Source organism: Curtobacterium sp. PhB137 (assembly GCF_003814955.1).
GTDB lineage: Bacteria > Actinomycetota > Actinomycetes > Actinomycetales > Microbacteriaceae > Curtobacterium.
In genome coordinates, this window is record NZ_RKQO01000010.1 from 150,797 (window position 1) to 172,523 (window position 21,727).

Annotated in this window: 15 protein-coding genes; 6 read left to right on the forward strand and 9 right to left on the reverse strand. The window is 71.5% G+C overall.

Translation table 11 applies throughout. From position 1 onward, the window contains the following. Window positions 1–155: 155 nt before the first annotated feature. The 5 genes from EDF28_RS18140 (at window position 156) to EDF28_RS18160 (ending at window position 5,344) form a co-directional block, all read left to right on the forward strand. On the forward strand, window positions 156–995 hold the full coding sequence (locus tag EDF28_RS18140; protein WP_123939302.1) for an ABC transporter ATP-binding protein: 840 nt from the start codon (window positions 156–158) through the stop codon (window positions 993–995). Continuing rightward, window positions 992–1,801 carry an ABC transporter permease gene (locus EDF28_RS18145; RefSeq protein ID WP_123939303.1) on the forward strand — a complete coding sequence of 270 codons (810 nt, stop codon included), beginning with the start codon at window positions 992–994 and terminating at the stop codon, window positions 1,799–1,801. Before EDF28_RS18140 ends, EDF28_RS18145 begins: the two co-directional genes overlap by 4 nt. A gap of 29 nt (window positions 1,802–1,830) precedes the next feature. Then, window positions 1,831–3,033, forward strand: coding sequence for a sensor histidine kinase (locus EDF28_RS18150; RefSeq protein WP_185094296.1), 1,203 nt, complete (start codon window positions 1,831–1,833; stop codon window positions 3,031–3,033). Next, complete coding sequence (locus EDF28_RS18155) at window positions 3,030–3,662, forward strand: response regulator transcription factor (RefSeq protein ID WP_123939305.1); 633 nt, start codon at window positions 3,030–3,032, stop codon at window positions 3,660–3,662. The genes EDF28_RS18150 and EDF28_RS18155 overlap by 4 nt, the downstream gene beginning before the upstream one ends. 77 nt (window positions 3,663–3,739) lie before the next feature. After that, on the forward strand, window positions 3,740–5,344 hold the full coding sequence (locus tag EDF28_RS18160; protein WP_123939306.1) for a DHA2 family efflux MFS transporter permease subunit: 1,605 nt from the start codon (window positions 3,740–3,742) through the stop codon (window positions 5,342–5,344). Between the two features lie 206 nt (window positions 5,345–5,550). On the opposite strand, the gene EDF28_RS18165 is transcribed toward EDF28_RS18160, so the two are convergent. The 6 genes from EDF28_RS18165 to EDF28_RS18185 are packed head-to-tail and all read right to left on the reverse strand — an operon-like array spanning window position 5,551 to window position 13,168. Then, window positions 5,551–7,656 (reverse strand): glycoside hydrolase family 36 protein, encoded by a 2,106-nt coding sequence (locus EDF28_RS18165; RefSeq protein WP_123939307.1) that lies wholly within the window; start codon window positions 7,654–7,656, stop codon window positions 5,551–5,553. Continuing rightward, on the reverse strand, window positions 7,653–8,546 hold the full coding sequence (locus EDF28_RS18170) for an ABC transporter ATP-binding protein (RefSeq protein WP_123939308.1): 894 nt from the start codon (window positions 8,544–8,546) through the stop codon (window positions 7,653–7,655). The genes EDF28_RS18165 and EDF28_RS18170 overlap by 4 nt, the downstream gene beginning before the upstream one ends. Continuing rightward, window positions 8,543–9,415: an ABC transporter ATP-binding protein gene (locus tag EDF28_RS19355; protein WP_123313058.1), complete on the reverse strand. Its 873-nt coding sequence runs from the start codon at window positions 9,413–9,415 to the stop codon at window positions 8,543–8,545. The genes EDF28_RS18170 and EDF28_RS19355 overlap by 4 nt, the downstream gene beginning before the upstream one ends. Next, entirely contained in the window at window positions 9,412–10,446 is a 1,035-nt protein-coding gene (locus EDF28_RS19360; protein WP_185094297.1) for an ABC transporter permease, read from the reverse strand. The genes EDF28_RS19355 and EDF28_RS19360 overlap by 4 nt, the downstream gene beginning before the upstream one ends. Before the next feature lie 12 nt (window positions 10,447–10,458). Next, the gene (locus EDF28_RS18180; protein ID WP_111086984.1) at window positions 10,459–11,448 is read right to left on the reverse strand and encodes an ABC transporter permease; all 990 of its coding nucleotides are present in this window, start codon (window positions 11,446–11,448) and stop codon (window positions 10,459–10,461) included. Window positions 11,449–11,482: 34 nt separating this feature from the next. Continuing rightward, on the reverse strand, window positions 11,483–13,168 hold the full coding sequence (locus EDF28_RS18185) for an ABC transporter substrate-binding protein (protein WP_123340274.1): 1,686 nt from the start codon (window positions 13,166–13,168) through the stop codon (window positions 11,483–11,485). 117 nt (window positions 13,169–13,285) lie between these two features. On the opposite strand from EDF28_RS18185, the gene EDF28_RS18190 reads away from it, so the two are divergent. After that, window positions 13,286–15,925, forward strand: a complete 2,640-nt coding sequence (locus tag EDF28_RS18190) for a glycoside hydrolase family 2 protein (protein WP_123939309.1) — start codon at window positions 13,286–13,288, stop codon at window positions 15,923–15,925. 269 nt (window positions 15,926–16,194) lie between these two features. On the opposite strand, the gene EDF28_RS18195 is transcribed toward EDF28_RS18190, so the two are convergent. The 3 genes from EDF28_RS18195 to EDF28_RS18205 all read right to left on the reverse strand — a co-directional run bounded on the left by EDF28_RS18195 (window position 16,195) and on the right by EDF28_RS18205 (window position 21,592). Next, a complete protein-coding gene (locus EDF28_RS18195) occupies window positions 16,195–18,357 on the reverse strand; it encodes an alpha-galactosidase (RefSeq protein WP_260155081.1) in 2,163 nt (720 codons plus the stop codon). Beyond that, the gene (locus tag EDF28_RS18200) at window positions 18,354–20,369 is read right to left on the reverse strand and encodes a beta-galactosidase (RefSeq protein ID WP_123939310.1); all 2,016 of its coding nucleotides are present in this window, start codon (window positions 20,367–20,369) and stop codon (window positions 18,354–18,356) included. The genes EDF28_RS18195 and EDF28_RS18200 overlap by 4 nt, the downstream gene beginning before the upstream one ends. A 92-nt stretch (window positions 20,370–20,461) precedes the next feature. Continuing rightward, window positions 20,462–21,592 (reverse strand): ROK family transcriptional regulator, encoded by a 1,131-nt coding sequence (locus tag EDF28_RS18205; protein ID WP_123939311.1) that lies wholly within the window; start codon window positions 21,590–21,592, stop codon window positions 20,462–20,464. Between the last annotated feature and the right edge of the window lie 135 nt (window positions 21,593–21,727).

Sequence of the window (21,727 nt, forward strand, 5' to 3'; positions counted from 1 at the left end):
CGCACCGAGCCAAGCAGAGCAACGCCAGAATCTGAAGTTCCGGATATCTCGAATACGACATGCTCGCGTCCTTCCCGCACCATCCCCCGATCGGAGGATGCAGCACCACCGCCCCCACCGATCCCCCGCGGCGCCCCACCGGCCAGGCTGGACCCATGCCCGAGTCCCCCGCCATCGAGGTCCAGCACCTCAGCAAGCAGTACGCCACCGGCAAGGTCGCCGTCGACGACGTCAGCTTCGTCATCCAGCCCGGCGAGACCTTCGCCCTCCTCGGCCCGAACGGCGCCGGCAAGTCCACGACGGTCGAGATCCTCGAGGGGTACCGCTCCCGCACGGCCGGCGAGGTCCGCGTCCTCGGCCACGACCCCGCACGGACGAGCCGCAGCCACAACGCACGCATCGGCATCGTCCTGCAGACCAGCGCCGAGTCCCCGAACGTCACGGTCGCCGAGCAGCTGAACCACTTCGCGACGCTCTACCCCAAGCACCGCAGCACCGAGGAACTCCTCGCGGCCGTCGGGTTGACCGACCAGCGCAACACCCGCATCGCCCGACTCTCCGGTGGCCAGCGCCGCCGCGTCGACGTCGCCCTCGGCATCATCGGCCGCCCCGAGGTGCTGTTCCTCGACGAACCGACCACGGGCTTCGACCCGGAGGCCCGCCGGCAGTTCTGGGACCTCCTGCGCCAGGTGCAGTCCGAGGGCACGACGATCCTGCTCACCACGCACTACCTCGACGAAGCCGCCCAGCTCGCCGACCGGGCAGCGGTGATCGCCGACGGGAAGCTGCTCGACATCGCCCCGATCGACGAGATCGGCGGCGCCGAAGCCCGCACACCACGAGTCCGCTGGCGCGACGACGCCGGCGACCTGCACGACGAGCGGACGAGCGACCCGACCGCGCTCGTCCGCAGCAGCACCACGGCCATGCACGACCTCGAAGTCATCCGCCCGTCCCTCGAGGACGTCTACCTCGGAATGGTGGGCCAGAAGTGAACACCGCGACCAGCCGCGTCTCGTACGAGATCCGCTCCTACTTCCGTGCCCCCGACGCCGTCTTCTTCACGTTCCTCTTCCCCATCATCATGCTGGCGCTGTTCTCGGTGGCCTTCGCGGACGCCGACCCGATCCGCGCCGTCGCCAGCAACGGGCGACCGATCAGCGTCGACTACGCCACCTACTACCTGCCCGGCCTCGTCGCGACGGGCATCCTGCTCTCCGGTACCCAGTCCCTCGGCGTCGACATCGCCACCGAACGCAGCGACGGCACGCTGAAGCGCCTCGGCGGCACACCACTGCCGGTGCTGAGCTACTTCGTCGGCAAGATCGGCATGGTCCTCGTCACGACGATCGTGCAGACGGCACTGTTGCTCGGGATCGCGAGCCTGGTGTTCGGTGTCGACCTGCCGACCGACGCGAGCAACTGGGGGGTCTTCGCGGGCGTGATGGTCCTCGGCATCGCCACCAGCTGCGTCCTCGGCATCGCGATCTCGGCGCTCCCCCGCGAGGGCCGTCGCGCCACCGCCACGATCGTCCCCATCGTCCTGGTGCTGCAGTTCATCTCGGGCGTCTACCTGCCCTTCACCCAGCTGCCCGACTGGCTACAGAACGTCGCGTCCGTCTTCCCCCTGCGCTGGATGGCGTCCGGCATGCGGTCCGTCTTCCTGCCCGACGCGTTCGCGTCCGCCGAGCCGGGAGGCGCGTGGCACCTCGCCCTCGGAACCCTCGTGTTGGCCGCGTGGCTGGTCGGGGGCACGGTGGCCTGCGCCCTCACCTTCCGCTGGAACCGCAAGGACTCCTGATGGCGCCGGGCAGGTGGGATGCTGTCGTCATGAGCGGTGAGACGTGGGTGCGCAACCGGTGGTTGCACGTCTTCTTCGCGGGCACGATGCTCCTCACCGCCGTGATCACCGCGCTCGGCTGGTCCCCGTGGTCGACCCGCTGGCCCGCGTACCTCGCAGTCGCAGTTCTCGTCGTGGCGTACTTCGGGTACGGGCACCGTGGCTACGACAGCCCCCGAGCCGCCGTGGTGTTCCTGCCGCTCGTCATCGTCGCCGCGCTGGTGCTGCCAGCCGTCGTCCCGAGCACCGCGTTCGTCCAGTGCATCGTGTTCCCGCTGGTGTGGGTGCAGACGGAGCGCGTCCGCACCGCGGTCCTGTTGTCCGTCGCTGTGGGGGTCGCGAGCGGCATCGGCCTGCAGCTGTCGAGCGGCCCGGACGCGCTGGTCAGCACCCTGCTCATCGAGGGCATCAGCGTGATCGGTGCCTGCGCGATGGGCGTGTGGATCTCGAGCGTCGCCGGTCTGTCCGAGGAGCGCCGCCAGCTCGTCGAGGAGCTCCGCGCCACCCAGCAGTCCCTCGCCGACGCGAACCGCACCGCAGGCATCGCGAGCGAACGGGAGCGCCTGGCCCGCGAGATCCACGACACCGTCGCGCAGAACCTCGCCGGCATCGTCATGCTCACCGAACGGGCTCGCGGCGACCTGGCGAACCACCGCTCCGATGCGCTGGAAGAACGACTCACCGTCCTCGAGGAGTCCGCCCGCGCCGCCCTCGAGGAATCCCGCACCCTCGTCGCAGCCGGAGCCGCAGGCATGACCCGCGACAGCCTCGCCGGCGCCCTCCACCGCCTCGCCGAACGGCACACCCGCGAGACCGGCGCGGTCGTCACCGTCGACGCGTCCGACTGCGTGCTGGACCGCGATGCGCAGGTGGTCCTGCTCCGGGTCGCGCAAGAGGCCCTCTCGAACGTCCGCGCGCACGCCGGCTCCGACTCGGCACAGGTCCATCTGGTTTCCGAGGACGGGCAGACCGTGCTGCGGATCACCGACGACGGCACCGGGTTCGACCCCGAGGAGCCCACCGCCGGGCACGGTCTGCGCGGGTTGCGGGAGCGCCTCGCCCTCGCTGGCGGCACCTGCACGATCACGAGCGCCCTGGGCCGGGGCACCGTCGTCGAGGCAACCCTGCCCACCGGAGCCGCCCCGGGCCTCCCGTCCGCCGTTCGTCACCCCGTGGCGGAGGTGACCCGGTGATCCGCGTCGTGGTCGCCGACGACCACCCCATCGTCCGCTCGGGCATCGTCGCGCTGCTGCAGGACGCCGACGACATCGACGTGGTGGGCCAGGCCAGCGACGGCCGGACGGCGGTGTCCGTCGTGCTGGCCGAGCGCCCCGACGTCGTGCTGATGGACCTCCGGATGCCGGAGCTCGACGGCGATGCGGCGACGGCGGAGATCCTCGCGGCCGAGCCGGGCGTCCGCGTCCTGATCCTGACGACGTACGAGTCCGACGACCAGATCCTCGCGGCGATCGAGGCCGGGGCCACCGGCTACCTGCTCAAGGCGGCCCCGGAGTCCGAGATCCTCGCCGGGGTGCGGGCGACGGCGCGGGGCGAGACGGCACTGGCCCCTTCGGCTGCCGCCGCGCTGGTCCGACGAGCAACGGGTTCGTCGGCCGTGGCTGCTGGCCCGTCGTTGACCCCGCGCGAACTCGAGGTCCTGCAGCTCGTCGCCCAGGGCAACTCGAACCCGGCGATCGGGCGTGCCCTGTTCCTCAGCGAGACGACGGTGAAGACGCACCTCGGCCACGTGTTCGAGAAGCTCGGCGTGAACGACCGCACCCGTGCCGTGACCCGCGCGATGGAGCTCCGCCTGCTCCCGTGATCCCCCGGTGCGCCGGTCATCGGGAGCGGGTGTACCGTCAGGTATTCAGCATGCTGATCATCTGAGAGGACACGCACATGAGCGCCGCAGCCGCAGCTCCCACCACCACCCTCGATCGCCGTCGGTGGATCGGTCTGGTCGTGATCAGCCTGGCGGTCGCGCTCATCATCGTCGACTCCACGATCGTGAACGTCGCGATCCCGAGCATCGTCGCCGACCTCGACATCGGCTCGACGCTCGTGCAGTGGGTGCAGGAGAGCTACACGCTGGTCTTCGCCGCGCTGCTGCTCGTCTTCGGTGCCGTGGCCGACCGCTTCGGTCGCCGGCGCCTGCTGACCATCGGCGTGATCCTGTTCGCGGTGGCGTCGGTCCTGGCGGCGCTGTCCCCGACGGGCGAACTGCTCGTGGCGTCCCGCGTGCTGCAGGGTGTCGGTGGCGCGATGGTTCTGCCCACCACGCTGTCGATCCTCAACGCGACGTTCACCGGCCGGGAGCGCGGCATCGCCTTCGCGGTGTGGGGCTCCACGATCGGCGGGATGGTGGCGGTCGGTCCGCTGCTCGGCGGCTGGCTGACGACGGACTTCTCGTGGCGGTGGGCCTTCGGCATCAACGTCCCGATCGTGGCGGTCATCCTGGTCGGCCTCGCGGTCGCCGTGCGGGAGTCGCGCGACGCCGAGCACACCGGCCGCATCGACCTCGTCGGCGCCCTGCTGTCCGTGATCGCGAGCGCTGCGCTGGTCTTCGGGCTGATCGAGGGTCGCACCTACGGCTGGTGGACTCCGTCGTCGACACCGTTCACGATCGGCTCGTGGTCGTGGGACGGCCCGGTCTCGCCGATCCCCGTCGCGTTCGTGATCGCGATCGCTGCCGGGGTGGCCTTCGTCGTCCGCTCCCGGCGCCGGCAGCGTGCGGGCCGGTCGACGCTCATCGCCCTCGACCTGTTCGGCATCGGCTCGTTCCGGAACGGCTCGATCGCGGCGCTCATCGTGTCGCTCGGCGAGTTCGGCATCATCCTGTCGCTGCCCCTCTGGCTGCAGAACGTCCTCGGCTACTCGGCGCTGCAGACCGGCTTCGTGCTGTTGGCCCTGGCGATCGGGTCGTTCGTCGCGAGCGGGTTCGCGGCCACGGTCGGACAGCGGATCGGGGCGCTCCCGATCGTGCGGATGGGCATCGGCGCCGAGATCGTCGGGGTCGCCGCGATCGGGTTCGTCGTGACCTCGGCGACCCCGTGGTGGGCGATCGTCCCGTGCCTGTTCGTCTACGGCTTCGGCGTCGGACTCGCGACGGCGCAGCTCACCGGCGTCGTGCTGCAGGACGTCCCCGTGGAGCGCAGCGGCGAGGCCTCGGGTGCCCAGAGCACCGCGCGCCAGATCGGTTCAGCGCTCGGCATCGCGGTCCTCGGGACGGTGCTGTTCACCTCGACGGGCAGCATCCTGGAGCACCGCCTGCAGGACGCCGGCGTCTCGACCGCCCAGGCCGAGCAGATCGCCGACACCGTGGTGCAGTCCTCGGGCGGAGCGATCGCCGGCCTCGAGGGGCAGACCCGCGCCGACGCCGCCGAGGCGTTCTCCGACGGCACCCGCGCCGCCGCGTTCTCGGCCGCCGGCTTCCTGGTCATCGGCCTCGGTGCGACCCTGCGGCTCCGCGCCCCGCGCCGCCCCGACGACGAGGACCAGGCGTGACCGGGGGCCCCTTCCTGCACCGCTGCTGACGGTTCTGGTTCACGATCCCCGAGGATCCTGAACCAGAAACGTCACCGGCCGGACGCGAACCCGCGTCCCCCGCGCCGTGGACGCGACCACCGACGGGACGGGATGCACGGCGCCTGCCTGCACCGTGCCTCCCGTCCGCCCCGACGCGCGCCCTGCCATCGCGACGCGCGCCCCGCTCAGTGCTCCGCGTCCGCCCCCTCCGGTCGGACGCGGAGCACCCGCGCTGTGGGGGTCGCCCCGCCGTTGGCGACCTCGAGCGAGCCCGAGGCAGCGTCCCACGCCACGGACCACGACCCGAGCGCCGTCGGGAACAGCGGCTCGACGACCACCGCCTGCCCGGCGAAGCCCGGCAGCGGCAAGGACACCGAGCCCGAGGCACCGGGCAGCGACCACACCGACAAGTACAGATCGCCCGACGCAGCGCGCAAGCCGAGCGCGAGCCACGGGTCCTCCCATGCCGGCAGCCCGAGCGGCCACTCCGGCACCGACGACTCGATGACCTCGAGCACTGCTCGGTGGGCGGCGATGGCGTCGCCCACGGCCGCACGCTGCGCCGACGACATCTCGTTCAGGTAGCCCGACAGGTACATCCGCCCGAGCACCCCGTTCACGAGCGCCAGGTCGAACAGGTCGGGCGACATCGACGGCGCCGGGTAGGCCCAGTTCCCGGCCTGCTCGGGCAGCATCGCGGCGGGGGCAGCGGCTGCGATCGACGCCGACAGCACCGGGTCCTGCTGGTCCGAGGTCGACTGCATGTGCAACCGGGACAGCATCGCGGAGTCGGCGCGCATCGCTCCCGAGGCGCAGTTCTCGATGAGCAGCGACGGGTACCGGGCCTGCACGTCGTCGAGCCAGTCGAGGAGCGCGCGCTGGTGCTCGAGCATGCCGGGAAACGGCCCCGTCATCGTGTTGTAGTCCATCTTGAAGAACGTGACGCCGAGCGACCCGACCAGTCGATCGACTACCGCGTCGAGGTGCGCCCGCGCGGCCGTCGACCGGAGGTCGAGCAAGTGCCGTCCGTGCTCGGCGACCCGTACCCCGTGGTGGTGGACGAAGGCATCGTCCGGCAGGGTCGCGGCCAGCGGCGAGTGGATGCCGATGACCTCGGGCTCGAGCCACAGCCCGGCCTGCATCGCCCGCGACCGGATGTGGTCGATGACGAACCCGAGCCCGGTCGGGAACCGCGACGCGGCCTCCTCCCACGCCCCGACGGTGTCCCACCAGTGCCCCTCGGCGTACCAGCCGGCGTCGATGCAGAACAGGTCCGCTCCGGCGTCGGCAGCGGCGTCGATCAACGGCAGCAGCTTCTCGGTGGTCGGGTCGCCCATGAGCGTGTTCATGTAGTCGTTGAACACGAGCGGCAGGGCGCGATCGGCCTCGCGCACGTGCCGGAACGCCCGACGCTGCGCCGTGAGCACCTCGAACGCCCCACCGACCGAGCCGGCGATCCCCACCGACACCGGCACGGACACGAACGGCTGCCCCGGAGCCACGACCGCCGTCCACTGGTGCTCCTGGTCGGTCGGCCCGCTCAGCAGCACGTACGCGTGCCGTCGGGTCTCGCCGAGCTCGTACAGCCACGGCCCGTTGTGCTCGACCTGCCAGACGAGCGCGTAGGGCGCAGCGCCAGCGGACGCAGCAGGTGTCAGCACGCCGATCGGCAGTGCCTCACCGGTCGACCACGACCCACGGTTCTGCACGACGGCGCGGCTGCGGGGCGGGTGGTGCTGCGCCTCGCGGTCGATCGCTGCGAGTCCGATCGACCGCAGCGGATCGGTCCGCCACCGGCTCTCGGCCGCCCAGTCGTTGTCCGCGTGCACGAGGGCCAGGTCGTCGACGCCGACCCCGGAGTCCGTCAAGAACGCCCCGGTCGCGAACGACGACACGAAGTCCACGACGTGCTCGCCGCCGTCGGCGGACACCTCGGTCCACGTCTGGAACGCCGGTGCGTCGGCGCGCGCCCGGAACACCGACTCGACCTGGAGGCCCGTGGCCGCGTCCGCCTGCACGATCCGGAACCACGGATCAGTCGCGTCGTCGGACGCACGCCACGACACGGGTCGCAGTCGCGCCCCGATCGTGGAGTCCACGTGCCGGTACCCGCCCGGGAACCGCCCGTGTCCGATCGTCGTCAGCTCCACCAGGGGCTGCGGATCGTCGGGTCCGTCGGCGAGCGCTCCACCGCTCGCCACGAAGGACACGAGTGCCGCGGGCTGGTCGTCACCGATCCAGAACCGTGCCGAGAACCCCGGCGTGACCCAGTCGGCGAAGGCTCCGCTCACCGTGCGCCGACCGGAGCGGGCTCACTCGACACCCACGCGCCGACACCGTGGTCGTAGCAGGTGGTGTTGTCGATCTTCGAGCGGTCGAGGGCGCTGCCCGAGGTCACCTTGCGGTCGACGCGCTCCGGGTCGGGGGCGGCCTCGGCGAGCAGTCGGGTGTAGTCGTGCTGCGGGTCGAGGATGACGGCGTCGGACGGCCCGCGTTCGACGACCCGGCCGCGGTAGAGCACCAGGATCTCGTCGGAGAAGTGGCGTGCGGTCGCCAGGTCGTGCGTGATGTAGAGCACGGCGAGGTGGTCCTCGCGCTGCAGGCGGCCCATCAGGTTGAGCACGCTGAGCCGGATCGACACGTCGAGCATCGACACCGGTTCGTCGGCGATGAGCACCTGGGCCCCGGGGGCGAGTGCACGGGCGATCGCGACGCGCTGCCGCTGTCCGCCGGAGAGCTCGTGCGGGCGGCGGCTCGCGAAGTCCTCGTCGAGGTTGACGCGGCCGAGCAGTTCCCGCACCTTCTCGGCGGTCTCGTCGGCGCCCCGGGCTCGGTGGTGCAGCTGGAGCGGCCGGGCGATGTGGTGCTCGATCGAGTGGAACGGGTTGAGTGACGCGAAGGGGTCCTGGAACACCATCTGCACGTGCCGGCGGTACATGCTGCCGACGACGGGTGTGCCGTCCTCGAGCCGCACGTCGATCGAGCCGCGGGTGGTGCTCTCGAGCTTGGCGAGCATCCGGGCGATGGTGGACTTGCCCGAGCCGGACTCCCCCACCAACGCCACGGTCTTCCCGGGCAGCAGCTCGAACGACACGTCGTCGACGGCGTGCAGGGTGGTCCGCTTCAGGCCCTTGCGGGTGCGGAAGTCCTTGCCGAGGTGGCTGACGGTCACGCTGGTCATCGGATCTCCTCGTGGACTGCTGCCGCGTGGTCGTCGACGCCGGAGCGGATGAACGCGCCGCGCTCCCCCGACAGGCTCGGGAACGACTGCAGCAGCTTCTGCGTGTACGGGTGCTTCGGGTCGTGCTGGATGACCGAGGCCCGGTCGCACTCGACGACCTCGCCGCGCAGCATGATCGCGATGCGGTCGCTGATCTCGAGCAGCAGCGGCAGGTCGTGCGTGATGAACACGACGGCGAACCCGAGCTCGTCGCGCAGTCGGACGATCTCGCGCAGGATCTCGCGCTGCACCACGACGTCGAGGGCGGTGGTGGGCTCGTCCATGATCATGATCTGTGGTTCGAGCAGCATCGCCATCGCGATCATCACGCGCTGGCGCATGCCGCCGGACAGCTCGTGCGGGTACGCGGTGATGCGGGACGGGTCGACGCCGACGCGGCTCAGGGCGTCCTCGGCGATCGCGCGCCGCTCCTTGCGGGACAGGTCGCGCCGGTGTTCCTTCAGGGCGTCGTCGAGCTGCGCCCGGATGGTGGTGACCGGGTTGAGGGCGTTCATCGCGCCCTGGAACACCATCGACAGCTTCGACCAGCGCACGGCCCGCAGCTGCTCGTGCGGCAGCCCGAGCAGGTCGATGTCGGTGCCGTCCCGGTCGTGGAACGTGATGCTGCCCGAGGCGACCTTCGCCGGCGGTCGGTGCAACCGGGTGATGGCGTAGGCCAGGGTCGTCTTGCCGCAGCCGGACTCCCCCGCGAGCCCGAGGATCTCGCCGGGCGCCAGGGTGAGCGACACGTCCTTGACGGCGTGCACGGGGTGTTCGGTCTCGTAGACGACGTCGAGGTGGTCGATCGTCAGCACGGCTTCGGCACTCATCGGACGAACTCCTTCGTGGTGCGTGCGGACCGCGAGGCGCGGGCGGCCCGCTTGGCGCGACGTTCGCGCCGCCGCTGGGCGCGCACGTTCGCGAGTCGCGGGTTGATGACCTCGTCGATCGAGAAGTTCACCAGGGACAGGCCCATGCCGAGCAGGGCGATGAGCAGGCCGGGCGGCACGAACCACCACCAGGCGCCGTTCGCCAGCGCGAAACCGTTCTGGGCGTAGAAGAGCATGGTGCCGAGCGTCGACGAGTTCGACGCCCCGAGTCCGAGGAACGACAGCCCCGCTTCCCCGAGGATCGCGGCGATCACCGCGAACACGAACTGCGACGCCAGGACGGGCAGCAGGTTCGGCAGGATCTCGACGGCGATGACCCGCCAAGGTCGTTCGCCGGCGACCCGGGCGGCGGAGACGTAGTCGCGGTTCCGGATCGACATCGTCTGCGCCCGCAGGACCCGGGCGGACCCGGCCCACGAGGTGATCGCGAGGACGACGGCGATGGTCCAGAGCCCGCGGGCCTCGCGCGGGACCAGGCCCGAGATGACGATGACGAGCGGCAGGCCGGGGATGACGAGGAACACGTTCGAGAACAGCGAGAACGCCTCGTCCATGATCCCGCCCAGGTAGGCGCCGAGGATCCCGAAGAACGCGGACAGCACGGTGGCGAGGACGCCGACGATCAGGCCGATCTGCAGGCTGCCGCGGGTGGCGTAGGCGAGCTGGGCGAGCACGTCCTGCCCGGTCTGGGTCGTCCCCAGGAGGTTCTCGCCGCTCGGTCCCTGCAGCCCGGAGTCGCGGATGGTGGTCGGGTCGCCGACGAGCAGCGGCCCGAGGACCCCGAACAGCGTGACGCCGGCGACGAGCGCGATGCCCGTGACGAGCCACGGGGTCAGGGTCGGCAGGAAACGGCGGATGCCGCCCTTCGGTCGTGACGCTCGGGCCGTGGCGATGCTCCGCGTCGACCCGGCGTCGGCTTCCTCGGCGAGTGCGCCGATGGTGGGTTCGGTGTCCTGCTGGATGTTGGTCATGGCGTGTCCTCCCTAGCTCCGCGCCCGCGTCCGCGGGTCGATGAGCCCGTACAGCAGGTCGACGACGAGGTTCGCGCCGAGGACCGCCAGGGTGATGAACAGGAAGATCCCCTGCATGAGCGCGTAGTCGTTGTTGGTCACGGCGGACAGCAGCTTCGACCCGATGCCCGGGTACGAGAACACCTGCTCGGTGACGACGGAGCCGGACACGATGAACCCGAGGGAGATCGCGAACCCGGCGACCGAGGGCAGCACGGCGTTCCGGGCGGCGTAGTTCCGCAGGATCTTGCCGTCGGACAGCCCCTTGGCCTGGGCGGTGGTGATGTAGTCCTCGGACAGCGTCGACACCATCATGTTGCGCATGCCGAGCAGCCAGCCGCCGAGCGATGCGAGCACGATCGTCACGGCCGGCAGCACCCCGTACTGGATCGCGGAGGCGATGAAGTCCCAGTTGAACCCCGGCGTCAGGATGACGTCGTAGCCGCCCTGTGCCGGGAACAGGTGGATGCCGGTGGCGAAGAAGTACACCAGGATCAGCGCGAGCCAGAAGTACGGCACCGCGGCGAGCAGGGTGGTGGCCGGCACGAACGAGTCGAGCCAGGTGCCCGGACGCCAGCCGACGAAGGCGCCGAGGCCGACGCCGATGATGGCGGCCAGGATGGTGGCGATGCCGACCAGGGCGATGGTCCACGGCAGCGAGCTCGCGATGACCTCGGTGACGGGGGCCGGGAAGTAACTGACGGACACCCCGAGGTCACCGCGGAACACGTTGACCAGGTAGTGGCCGTACTGGGAGATCAGCGGCTCCGAGGAATCGCCACCGAGGAGCAGCTCGTACGCCTGCCGTGTCGCCGGGGTCACCTGCCCGCCGCGCTGCTGGAGCTTGGCGAGCAGGATGTCCACCGGGTTCCCGGGCAGCAGCCGCGGGATGATGAAGTTCAGCGTCAGCGCTGCCCACAGGGCGACGATGTAGAAGCCGATCTTGCGCAGGAAGTAGGTCATCGTCGAGTGCTCCTCGGTCGCGATCCCATCGTGGTCAGCCCTTCGCCGGCTTCAGCGCCTTGAAGATCTCGGCGTTGTCCGGGCTCGCCCAGACGGCCGGGAAGGCGTAGAGGTCGTCCTTCGTGGGCCAGCCGGTGAACTTCGCCGCGTGGAACTCACTCGTCGTGCCGCCGGTCATCACCGGGATGTACGGCAGGTCCTCGACGATGTGCTGCTGGATCGTGTCGAGTTCCGGCTGCGTGGCGGCGGTGTCCTCGGGGTTGATCGTCGCGAGCTTCGCGATGGCCTTGTCCACGTCGGGGTTGCTGTACCGCGAGATGTTCATCGGGGCTGCTGCACCGACCTTCGCGGTGTTCGCCGTCGTGAAGTAGTTGTTGTACAGGTAGTACGGGTTCGCCGTCGGGCCCTGGCCGAGCGAGTCGATCGCGAGCTCGAAGTTGCCCTTGGTCTTCTTGTCGGTCCACTCGTTCCACGACGACTGCTGCGCCTTGAGCTCGATGCCCGCGGCCTTGAGCTGCTGCGTCATCGTGTCGATCGCGGTGATGTAGTCGGTCCAGCCGGTGACGACCTCGACGGTCAGGGACAGCTTCTTGCCGTCCTTGGCGTAGATGCCGTCCGAGCCCTTCTTCCACCCGGCGCCCTCGAGCGACGACGCGGCGGCGGCCTTGTCGGCGGTCTCCGGCATCACGGCCGGCTCGATGTCCTTCGAGATGGTGTCCTTCTGCGTCGTGGTGAGCGCGAAGGTCGGCGAGATCTCGCTCGCGGTGTTCTCGAACGCCAGCGAGTTGAGCTGCTTGCGGTTGATCGCGTCGGCGATGGCGTGCCGGACGGCCGGGTCGGTCTGCGGGCCGGTGCAGCCGAGGTCGGTGTTCGCGCAGGTGAGCAGGGCCATCTGGTTCTGGCCGACGGTGATGCCGTCGTAGCCGTTGTAGTTGCCGGCGATGTCGTCCATGTTCGGCACCGGGCCGGTCTGCCAGTCGATCGAGCCCTGCTTGAGCGCGTCGGCACCGGCGGTGTTGCCGGAGAGCGACAGGTAGCGGATGGTCTTCACAGCCGGGGCGCCGTCCCAGTACTTCTTGTTCGCCTCGAGGGTGAAGGCCTGCGCCTTGAAGGTGCCGAGCGTGTACGGACCGGTGCCGACGGGCTCGCGCACGACGTCGGTGGTCGGGTCGATGTCCTTCCACAGGTGCTCGGGCACGATCCAGGTCTTGCCGAGCAGGTTCGGGCCGAGCACGAACGACGGCTTGTCGAACGTGACGACGACCTTGGAGTCGCCGTCGGCCTTCGCGGTGCCGTCGTAGCCGATCGAGTTGAGGGCCTTCTGCTTCTTGAGCATGTCGAGCGTGAACACGACGTCCTTCGAGGTGAAGGGCTCGCCGTCGCTCCAGGTCGCCCCGTCGCGCAGCGTGATGGTGAGCTGCGTGCCGTCCGTGTTCCACTCGTAGGACTTGCCGAGCAGCGGCTTCGGGTCGTTCGTGTTGACGTTGGTGATGAAGAACAGCGACTCGTAGATCGTGCCGACGCCGCCGATGTTGGACGGCGACCACGGGTTGAAGTTGATCTGGTAGTCGCCGGACTGTCCGGTGTAGGCGACCAGGGTCGAGGCGGCGTCGTCCTTCGTGCTGGCGTTGCCGCTCGCGCTGCAGCCGCTCAGCGCGAGGCCGGCGGCGAGGAGGACGGCGGCGCCGATGGCGAGCCGTGAACGGGTTGGGTTGAACATCGTTGTCCTCTCGGTCTGCGTCGTCGCAGGATCCACGTTGTGAGCGTGATTGTTACACGCGTAAACTAAGGCGGTCAAGGGGTCGGGTCACGGCCCCGTCACGATTGAGGAGACGCAATGGAGCGGACCACCCTGGACGGCACGTGGACGGTCGAGGCGGTGCACGGCCCGGCGCAGGCCGATGCGCACCGGGAGCCGGTCGCCGCGATCGTCCCCGGCTGCGTGCACACCGACCTGCTGCGGGCGGGCCGGATCCCCGACCCGTTCGACGGCGACAACGAGGCTGCGACCCAGTGGATCGGCGACACGGTGTGGCGGTACCGCCGCACCTTCGCGTGGTCGGGCGAGACCGGCACGGGCCCGACCACGCACGCCCGCCACGACCTCGTCGCCGACGGGCTCGACACCCTCGCGACGATCGAGCTGAACGGCATCGTCGTCGCCACCACCGCGAACCAGCACCGCGCGTACCGGTTCCCCGTCGGGCACTTGCTGCGCCCCGGCACGAACGAGCTCGTGATCACCTTCGACGCCCCGGTCCCCGCGGCCGAGCGACTGTCCGCCCTGCACGGCGGCGAACTCCCCCACGTCAACCACCACCCGTACAACGCGCTGCGCAAGAACGCATCGAACTTCGGCTGGGACTGGGGCATCGACGTCGCCACGAGTGGCATCTGGAAGTCGATCGGCATCGAGTCGTGGAGCGGCGCCCGCATCGCGGCCGTCCGCCCCCTCGTCGACGTCGACGGCACCACCGGCGTGCTCACCGCGCACGTCGACGTCGAGTCCGCAGGTTCCACTGGCGCCTTCTCCCAGCACATCGGGTCGGCTCCGGTCGCAGGGGTGTCCGGTCGGGCCGGCCTGGAGGCGCGGGTCACCCTGACCCCGCACGTCACCCCCGGCGGGGCCGACGGCCACGGCGCCGCCCTGGCCGAGCAGAGCACGTCCGCCCCCGGCGCGAGCGGCACCGATGCGGCGGCGACGCCCGTCGGGTCCGGCACCGTGCCTCCCGGCCGCCCGTCCGCGCCGTCCGTCACCAACGTGCGCGCCGTCGTCGACGGCATCGCCGTCGTGCGGCTCGAGGTCCCCGACGTCGCCGTCTGGTGGCCGCGCGGCGAGGGCGACCAGCCGCTGCACGACGTCCGGGTCGAGGTCGGCGACGACGTCTGGACCGGCCGCGTCGGGTTCCGCACCGTGACGCTCGACACCGCCGCCGACGCCGGCGGAGCGCCGTTCCTGCTCCGGGTGAACGACCGGCCGGTGATCGTGCGGGGCGCGAACTGGATCCCCGACCACGCGTACCTGACCGAGATGACGCCCGAGCGCTACGCCGACCGGATCGACGACGCGATCGAGGCGAACGTCAACCTGCTGCGCATCTGGGGCGGCGGGATCTACGAGTCCGACGACCTGTACGACCGCTGCGACGAGCTCGGGGTGCTCGTCTGGCAGGACTTCCTGTTCGCCTGCGCCGCCTACGCCGAGGAGCCCTGGCTCGCCGACGAGGTCGAGCCCGAGGTCCGCGAAGCCGTCACCCGGCTCAGCCCGCACCCGTCGCTCGTGGTGTGGAACGGCAACAACGAGAACCTCGTCGCGTACGCCGAGTGGGGCTGGCGGCCGTCGCTCGTCGGCCGGACCTGGGGCAACGGCTACTACCGTTCGATGCTGCCCGCGATCGTCGCCGAGCTCGACCCGACCCGTCCGTACACGCCGGGCAGCCCGTTCTCGTTCGACGAGTACCTGACGCCGAACGACGAGCGGAACGGCAGCGTGCACATCTGGGACGTCTGGAACCGGCTCGACTACCGCGCCTACGCCGACTGGAACCCTCGGTTCGTGGCGGAGTTCGGGTTCCAGGGGCCGCCCGCCTGGTCGACCCTGACCGCCGTGGTGCACGACGAGCCGCTCGACCCCGACGGCCACGAGATGCTCGTGCACCAGAAGGCCGACCAGGGCAACCGGAAGCTCGCCGACGGCATGCGCGGGCACCTGCCGTCGCCCACCTCGATCGAGGACTGGCACTGGGCCGCGCAGCTCAACCAGGCGCACGCGATCCGCTTCGGCATGGAGTGGTTCCGGTCCAGCACGCCCGACAACACCGGGATGATCGTCTGGCAGCTCAACGACGACTGGCCCGTGGTGTCCTGGGCGCTCGTCGACCACGCGGGCATCCGGAAGCCCGTCTGGTACGCGGTGCGGCAGGCCTACCAACCGGTGTTGCTCACCGTGCAGCCGTCTGGCGGCAGTGGGCTCGACGTCGTGCTCGTGAACGCGTCCGGGGCGCCGGTCGCCGACGAGGTCACGGTCTCCCGCGTCGCGTTCGACGGCACGGTGCTCGACTCGTCGTCGTTCTCGCTCGCCGCCGCACCCGCCGACGCCGACCGGGTCACGCTGCCGGCCTCGCTCGCCGTGCCCGGGGACGCCGGGTCCGAGGTGCTCGTCGTCACCGGAGCCGGAACCCGCACGGTGTTCGACTTCGCCGAGGTCGTCGACCAGGTGCTCGCCCGCGCACCGCTGTCCACGTCGGTCACGGGGACGGACGACGGGGCGGTCGTCACGGTGACGGCGACGTCCTACGCGCGGGACGTCTCGCTGTTCCCGGACCGCGTGGACCCGGCCGCTCGGGTCGACCACGGGTTGGTGTCCCTGCTCGCCGGCGAGTCGGCGACCTTCACGGTGACGGGTGCGCCGGGCATCGACCCCGAGGCACTCGTCGGCCCGCTCGTCCTCCGCCACGCGGGCTCGCTCCTCCCCTGACGCGGGCCGCGCCCGGGCGGGGACGGGTTCCGCCAGCGGCGTGACGGTTCTGGTTCACGATCCTGCGAGATCGCGAACCAGAACCGTCAGCGCACCAGTACGGCCGCGCCGTCCCGCCGAGCGGGCGAAACACCCGCGTGCGCACGCCACGAACCGGGATGTTCCGCCCGCTCGCCGGCCGCGCCTGCCCGACCACGGCCGACGGCCGTCGGCGGCCGGCAGGCAGGCCAACGGCGGCCGGCAGGCCAACGGCGGCCGGCAGGGTCGCGTCAGTCGAGGGCGTGCAGCTCGAACACGATCGCGGTCGCGGGGGCCAGCAGCGGCAGCCGCGCCCCGACGTCCTCGAGCACCGCACCCGACAGCTCCAGGTACCCGCGCACGAGCCACGCCGGCGGCACCATGTCGAGTCCGTGCGGCACCCGCAGCCCCGTGACGGGGGCGAGCCGGTAGCGCCGCGCCCGGTCGAGCCCCCGCATCCGCAACGGCACCGGCAGCGACTGCGGCCCGGTCTCGGTCCGTGCGACCCGCACCAGCGCCCGCGACCGGTCGACGGCCACGACCGAGGTCGCCACGAGCCCGGGGTCGCCGAGCTCCAGGTGCCGCAGCCGGCCGGTGTGCAGCAGCCCGCGCTCCCGCTTGTACAACGCCGTCCACGCCCGCAGCCGGTCGAGCTCCGTCGGGGACAGCCGGGTGACGTCGGTCTCGATGCCGGCGGATCCGAACAGCGACACCGTCATCCGGAAGTCCAGGTCGAGGTGCCGGCCGGTGGTGTGCGAGACCTCGGGGCCGACGTGCGAGCCGATCAGCTCGAGCGGCAGCAGCGCCTCGGTCCACCGTTGGATCGGCAGGCGTTCGAACGCGTCGTTCGAGTCCGACGGCCACACCCGGTCGGTGCGCTCCAGCACGCCGAGGTCCACGCGGGCGCCGCCGCTCGCGCACGCCTCGATCTCGAGCCACGGGTGCCGGGCGCGCAGGGCGTCCATCAGCGTCCAGACCCCGCGGGTGTGTGCGTCGATGCCGGCGCGTCCGGCGTGGACCGCGTGCACGATGTCGCGGTTCTGGTCCCACTTCACGAAGTCGACGTGGTGCGCCCCGATCACGGCGGACATCGCCTCGAGCACGTACGCCCGCGCGAGCGGGTTCGCCATGTCGAGCACGTACTGGTTCCGCCAGGTGCGGACGTCGTCCTCGGGGCGCTGCAGCAGCCACTCGGGGTGCGCCGCCGCGAGCTCGGACACCGGGCTCACCATCTCGGGCTCGAACCACAGCCCGAACTCCATGCCGAGACCGCGGACCCGGTCGACGAGCGGTCCGAGGCCGTCCGGCCACACCGTCGGGTCGACGCGCCAGTCCCCCAGCGACGTCGAGTCCGAGCGCCGCCCGAGGAACCAGCCGTCGTCGAGCACGAACCGCTCGACGCCGATGTCCGCGGCGGTCTCGGCCAGGGCGACCAGGGGCGCGAGGCCCTGCCGGTAGTAGACGGCCTCCCACGTGTTGAGCACCACCGGACGGGGGCGCTTCGGGTGACCGGGGCGGCTGCGGAGCGAGTCGTGCAGCCGGTCGGACAGGCCGTCGAGCCCGGCGTCGCTCCACACGAAGACGGCGTCGGGCGCGGCGAAGGACTCCCCCTGCCCGAGGACGACCTCGCCGGCGCGCAGGAGTTCCCCGGCACCGAGCAGCGGTCGCGCCTCGGCGAGCAGGTCGTGGCGGTGCACCGAGTCGGCGCTCCAGGCCAGGTGCACGGCCCACACCTCACCGGAAGCGTCCGAGAACCCCGGCGTCCCGAGCACGAGCAGCGTCGGGGCGTCGTGGCCGGTGCGACCGCGGCGGCTCTCCCGCGCGTGGCTGCCGGCGGTCAGGGTCCGCCGCTGCGGGGTGCGCTCCCGCGTCCACCGTCCGGCCAGGTCGAGCACCTCGCCGACCCGTTCGCCCACGGGCAGCGTCGCCTCGAGCGCCTGCAGGTGCACGGGCACGGCGGCCCCGTTCGTCACGGTGTGCCCGACGCGCAGCACCCCCGCGGCGTCGAGCCGGAAGGCGCTCCGCAGCAGCAGTTCGTCGGACACCGCGGTCACGACCAGCGCGCCCGGCTCCGCGGTCACCTCGACGTCGCGCCACCGCGGCACGAGCGGCAGCCCGTCGACGTGCCCGGCGATCGCGGGTCGTCCCTCCCACCCGTCGCGTTCGGTCGGCAGCACGGTCAGTGGCCAGGCTGCATCGAGGGCGCTCGGTCCGAGCGGCCGTCCGAGCGCGAGCAGCAGTTCGGCGCCGTCGCCGTCCGTGACGGGTCCGACGTCGCGGCCCCAGTGCAGCACCTCGGGCAGCCCGTCGTCGGCGGTCGCCAGCACGAGCGACACCCCGCCGCCGCGCAGGACCTGCACCTGCCGCCCGTCGAGTGCGCGCGCCGGCGCCGGATCGCGGTCCACGACGGTCACGACGCACGCTCCTCGCGCAGGACGCGGACGCGACCGGCGGGCACGACGGTCTCCGGCCCGTGGCCGGAGCCGTCGAGCAGGTCCGTACCGGACGCGACGACCGTCACGTCGTCCGCGCGGTGGTTGACGAGGAACAGGAACACGGATCCGTCGTCGTGGACGCGGCGCACCGCCTCCAGGCCGGGAGGCGCGGTGACCGTCCGCGGGAGCGCGCGCTCCTCGACGACCCGGTCCACGAGCCGCTGGGTGCTCTGGGCAGGCAGCATCGCGGACACGTACCAGGCGCCGCCGCCGACGGCGCGGCGGGTGACCGCTGCGCGGTCCGCGAGCGGCCCGTCCGTGTAGCGGAGCACGACGTCGGCGTCGTCGACCACGACGGCCTCGGCCCAGTCGGTGACGGTGCCGCCGTCGTCGAGCGTGCGGGTCTCGTCGCGCTGCAGCGGGGTGAACTCCTCGCTCCAGGCGCCGAGCACCTGCCGGAACGCGCCCGGGTAGCCGCCGGCGCGGATACGGGCGGTCTCGTCGGCGACGCCGGACAGGTAGGTGACGATGAGGGTCGCGCCGCGGTCGACCACCGCGGCGATCCGTGCGGCGGTGGCGTCGTCGACGATGAGCATCGTGGGGACGACGACCACGTCGTAGCCGTCGAGGTCGGCGTCCGAGGGCACGACGTCGGTGAGCACCTGTCGGTCGTGGAACGCGGCGTACCAGGCACGGAGCTCCCGCGAGTACCGCAGGGCTCGGTGCGGCTTCAGCCCGGACTGCAGTGCCCAGCCGGACGGCTCGTCGACGACGATCGCGACCCGCGCCGGTTCGACGCGACTGCCCTGCACGGGGGCGAGGTCGCGGAGTGCGCGGCCGAGCGCGACGACCTCGCGCCAGATCCGGGTGCGGGTGCCGGCGTGCGGGACCATCGCGGAGTGGAACTGCTCGGCCCCCGCGGTGGAGGCCCGCCACTGGAAGAACAGTGCGCCGTCGGACCCGCGGGCGACGTGCACGAGCGAGTTGCGCAGGATCTCGCCCGGTTCCTTCGCCCGGTTGCGCTGCTGCCAGCTCGGGCCGCCCGTCGAGTGCTCCATGAGCAACCACGGAGTGCGGTCGGCGGTGATGCCGCGCATCCGATCGGCGGCGAGGGCGAGGTCCTGCTCGCGGTGCGGGTCGTCGACGAGCGTGTAGTGGTCGTTCGCCGGGATCGCGACGTGCTTCGCCCACGCGGCGTAGTCGACGACCTGCGATCCCGCACCGACCATGAAGTTCGTCGTGACGGGGACGTCCGAGTGCCGCTCGATGACGGCCTTCTCGGCGTCGAAGTGCCGGAGCAGGGCGTCGGACGAGTACCGCTCGAAGTCCAGGAAGAGGCCGGGGTTCGGTGCGCCGCCGACGCCACGAGGGGGTGAGACCTCGTCGAAGGACGTGTAGGTGTGCCCCCAGAAGGCCGTTCCCCACGCGGCGTTCGCGGTGTCGACGTCCCCGTACCGGTCGGCGAGCCAGCGCCGGAAGTCCGCTGCCGACTCCTCGCAGTAGCAGCGGCCGTTCCCGCCACCGAGCTCGTTGCTCACGTGCCACAGCCGCACCGCGGGGTGGTGACCGTACCGTTCGGCCAGGGCACCGACGATCCGCAGGGCGTGCTCGCGGAAGACCGTCGACGCCGCACACCACCCGAGTCGTCCACCCGGGCGCTCACGACGCTCCGTGGCGTCCACCGGCAGCACGTCTGGGTGGGCGGTCAGCAGCCAGTTCGGCGGGGCGGCGGTCGGCGTCGCGAGGTCCACCGCGATGCCGTTGTCGTGCAGCAGGGCGATGACGTCGTCGAGCCAGTCGAAGGTGTACTCCCCCGGCGACCGCTCGAGCAGCGCCCACGAGAAGACCCCGACCGTGACCAGGTTCACCCCGGCCTCGCGCATCAGGCGGACGTCCTCGAGCCAGACCTCGCGCGGCCACTGTTCAGGGCTGTAGTCGCCGCCGAACGACAGGCCGTCGGTCGGCCACGGGACGGTGGGGGCAGCGGTCACGGCATCTCCTTCGATGGGTGGACCGCACCAGCCTCCCGCCTCCGGCGGTGTTTGTCAACGTGTGTAACTAACGCGGTGGCAGTGGTGCCGCATCAGGTCTCGAGCAGCTGCCGGATCGCGAGGACCGCCCCCGCTCGCGCCCACTCCGAGAACTCGAACGGCTGCACCTCGACGGTCACCGGCTGCCGGTACGGAGCCAGGGCCGCACGGAGCGACTCGTCCACCGTGGTCCGCGCCAGGTCGTACACCGGCAGCCCGTCGCCGGTCAGGACGATCGCGGCGGGGTCGGCGATGTGCACCGCGGTGGCCAGGATGACCCCGAGTGCTCGCCCGGCGTCATCGAACGCTGACACGGCCTGCTCGTCACCGTTCCGCGCGAGCTCGACGACCTGCTCGTACGACGAGCCCTCGCGCCCGGCGTTCCGCACGATGACCGGGCTCGGCAGGTAGCTCGAGGCACACCCCGCGTGCCCGATGCCACAGTCGGGCCCACCACCGAGGACCGGAAGGTGCCCGATCCGACCGAGTCGCCCGTGCTCGCCGGTGGAGACCTGCCCGTTCACGATGAGCCCGAGGCCGAGTCCCTCACCCACGGTGACCAGGGCCATGGACCCGCGGCCGGCGCCGGCACCGAACCAGTGTTCCTTGACGGTCAGGGCGTGGACGTCGTTCGCCGTGAAGGCTGGGAGCCCGGTTCGCTCCCGGACCATCCGTGCGAACGGGACGTCGGTCCACCCGAGGAACGGCGACGCGGCCACGACGGCCTCTCCGCCCCGGGTGAGGACGTCACCGGGCAGGGACACCCCGACGGCGCAGATCGCGGGGTGTGCGGCACGGAGGCGCTCGTGCACGGTGCTGATCTGGTCGGCCAGGTCTTCTGGCGCGGTCGACGGGACGGTCTCCTCGTGCAGGGCGAGGACGCGCCCGCCCAGGTCGGTCACCGCGGCGTACAGGCGCTCCCGGGTCAGCTTGACGCCGAGGAACTCCCACTGCCCCGTACTCGACTGCAGCAGCTCCGACGGCCGACCGGTGGCCCCACGCACGTCGGTACCGACCTCGACCACGAGCCGGTGTGCCACGAGGATGCGCATCGCCCGGGTCAAGCTCGCGCGCGACAGCCCGAGCGACCGTGCGATCTCCGCCCGCGAGAGCGTGCCGTGGATGAGGATCTCCCGCAGTGCCAAGCGGGAACCCTCGGGCAGTGCCGGCCAGGCTTCGGTCATCGTTCCTCCGTCGTCGGCTGATCCTACGGCTCAGCCCGGAAACGCAGAAAACCCCTGACCAGTGCTGGTCAGGGGTTCCCTGGTGTTGCAACGTTAAGTCCGGCGGCGTCCTACTCTCCCACAAGGTCCCCCTTG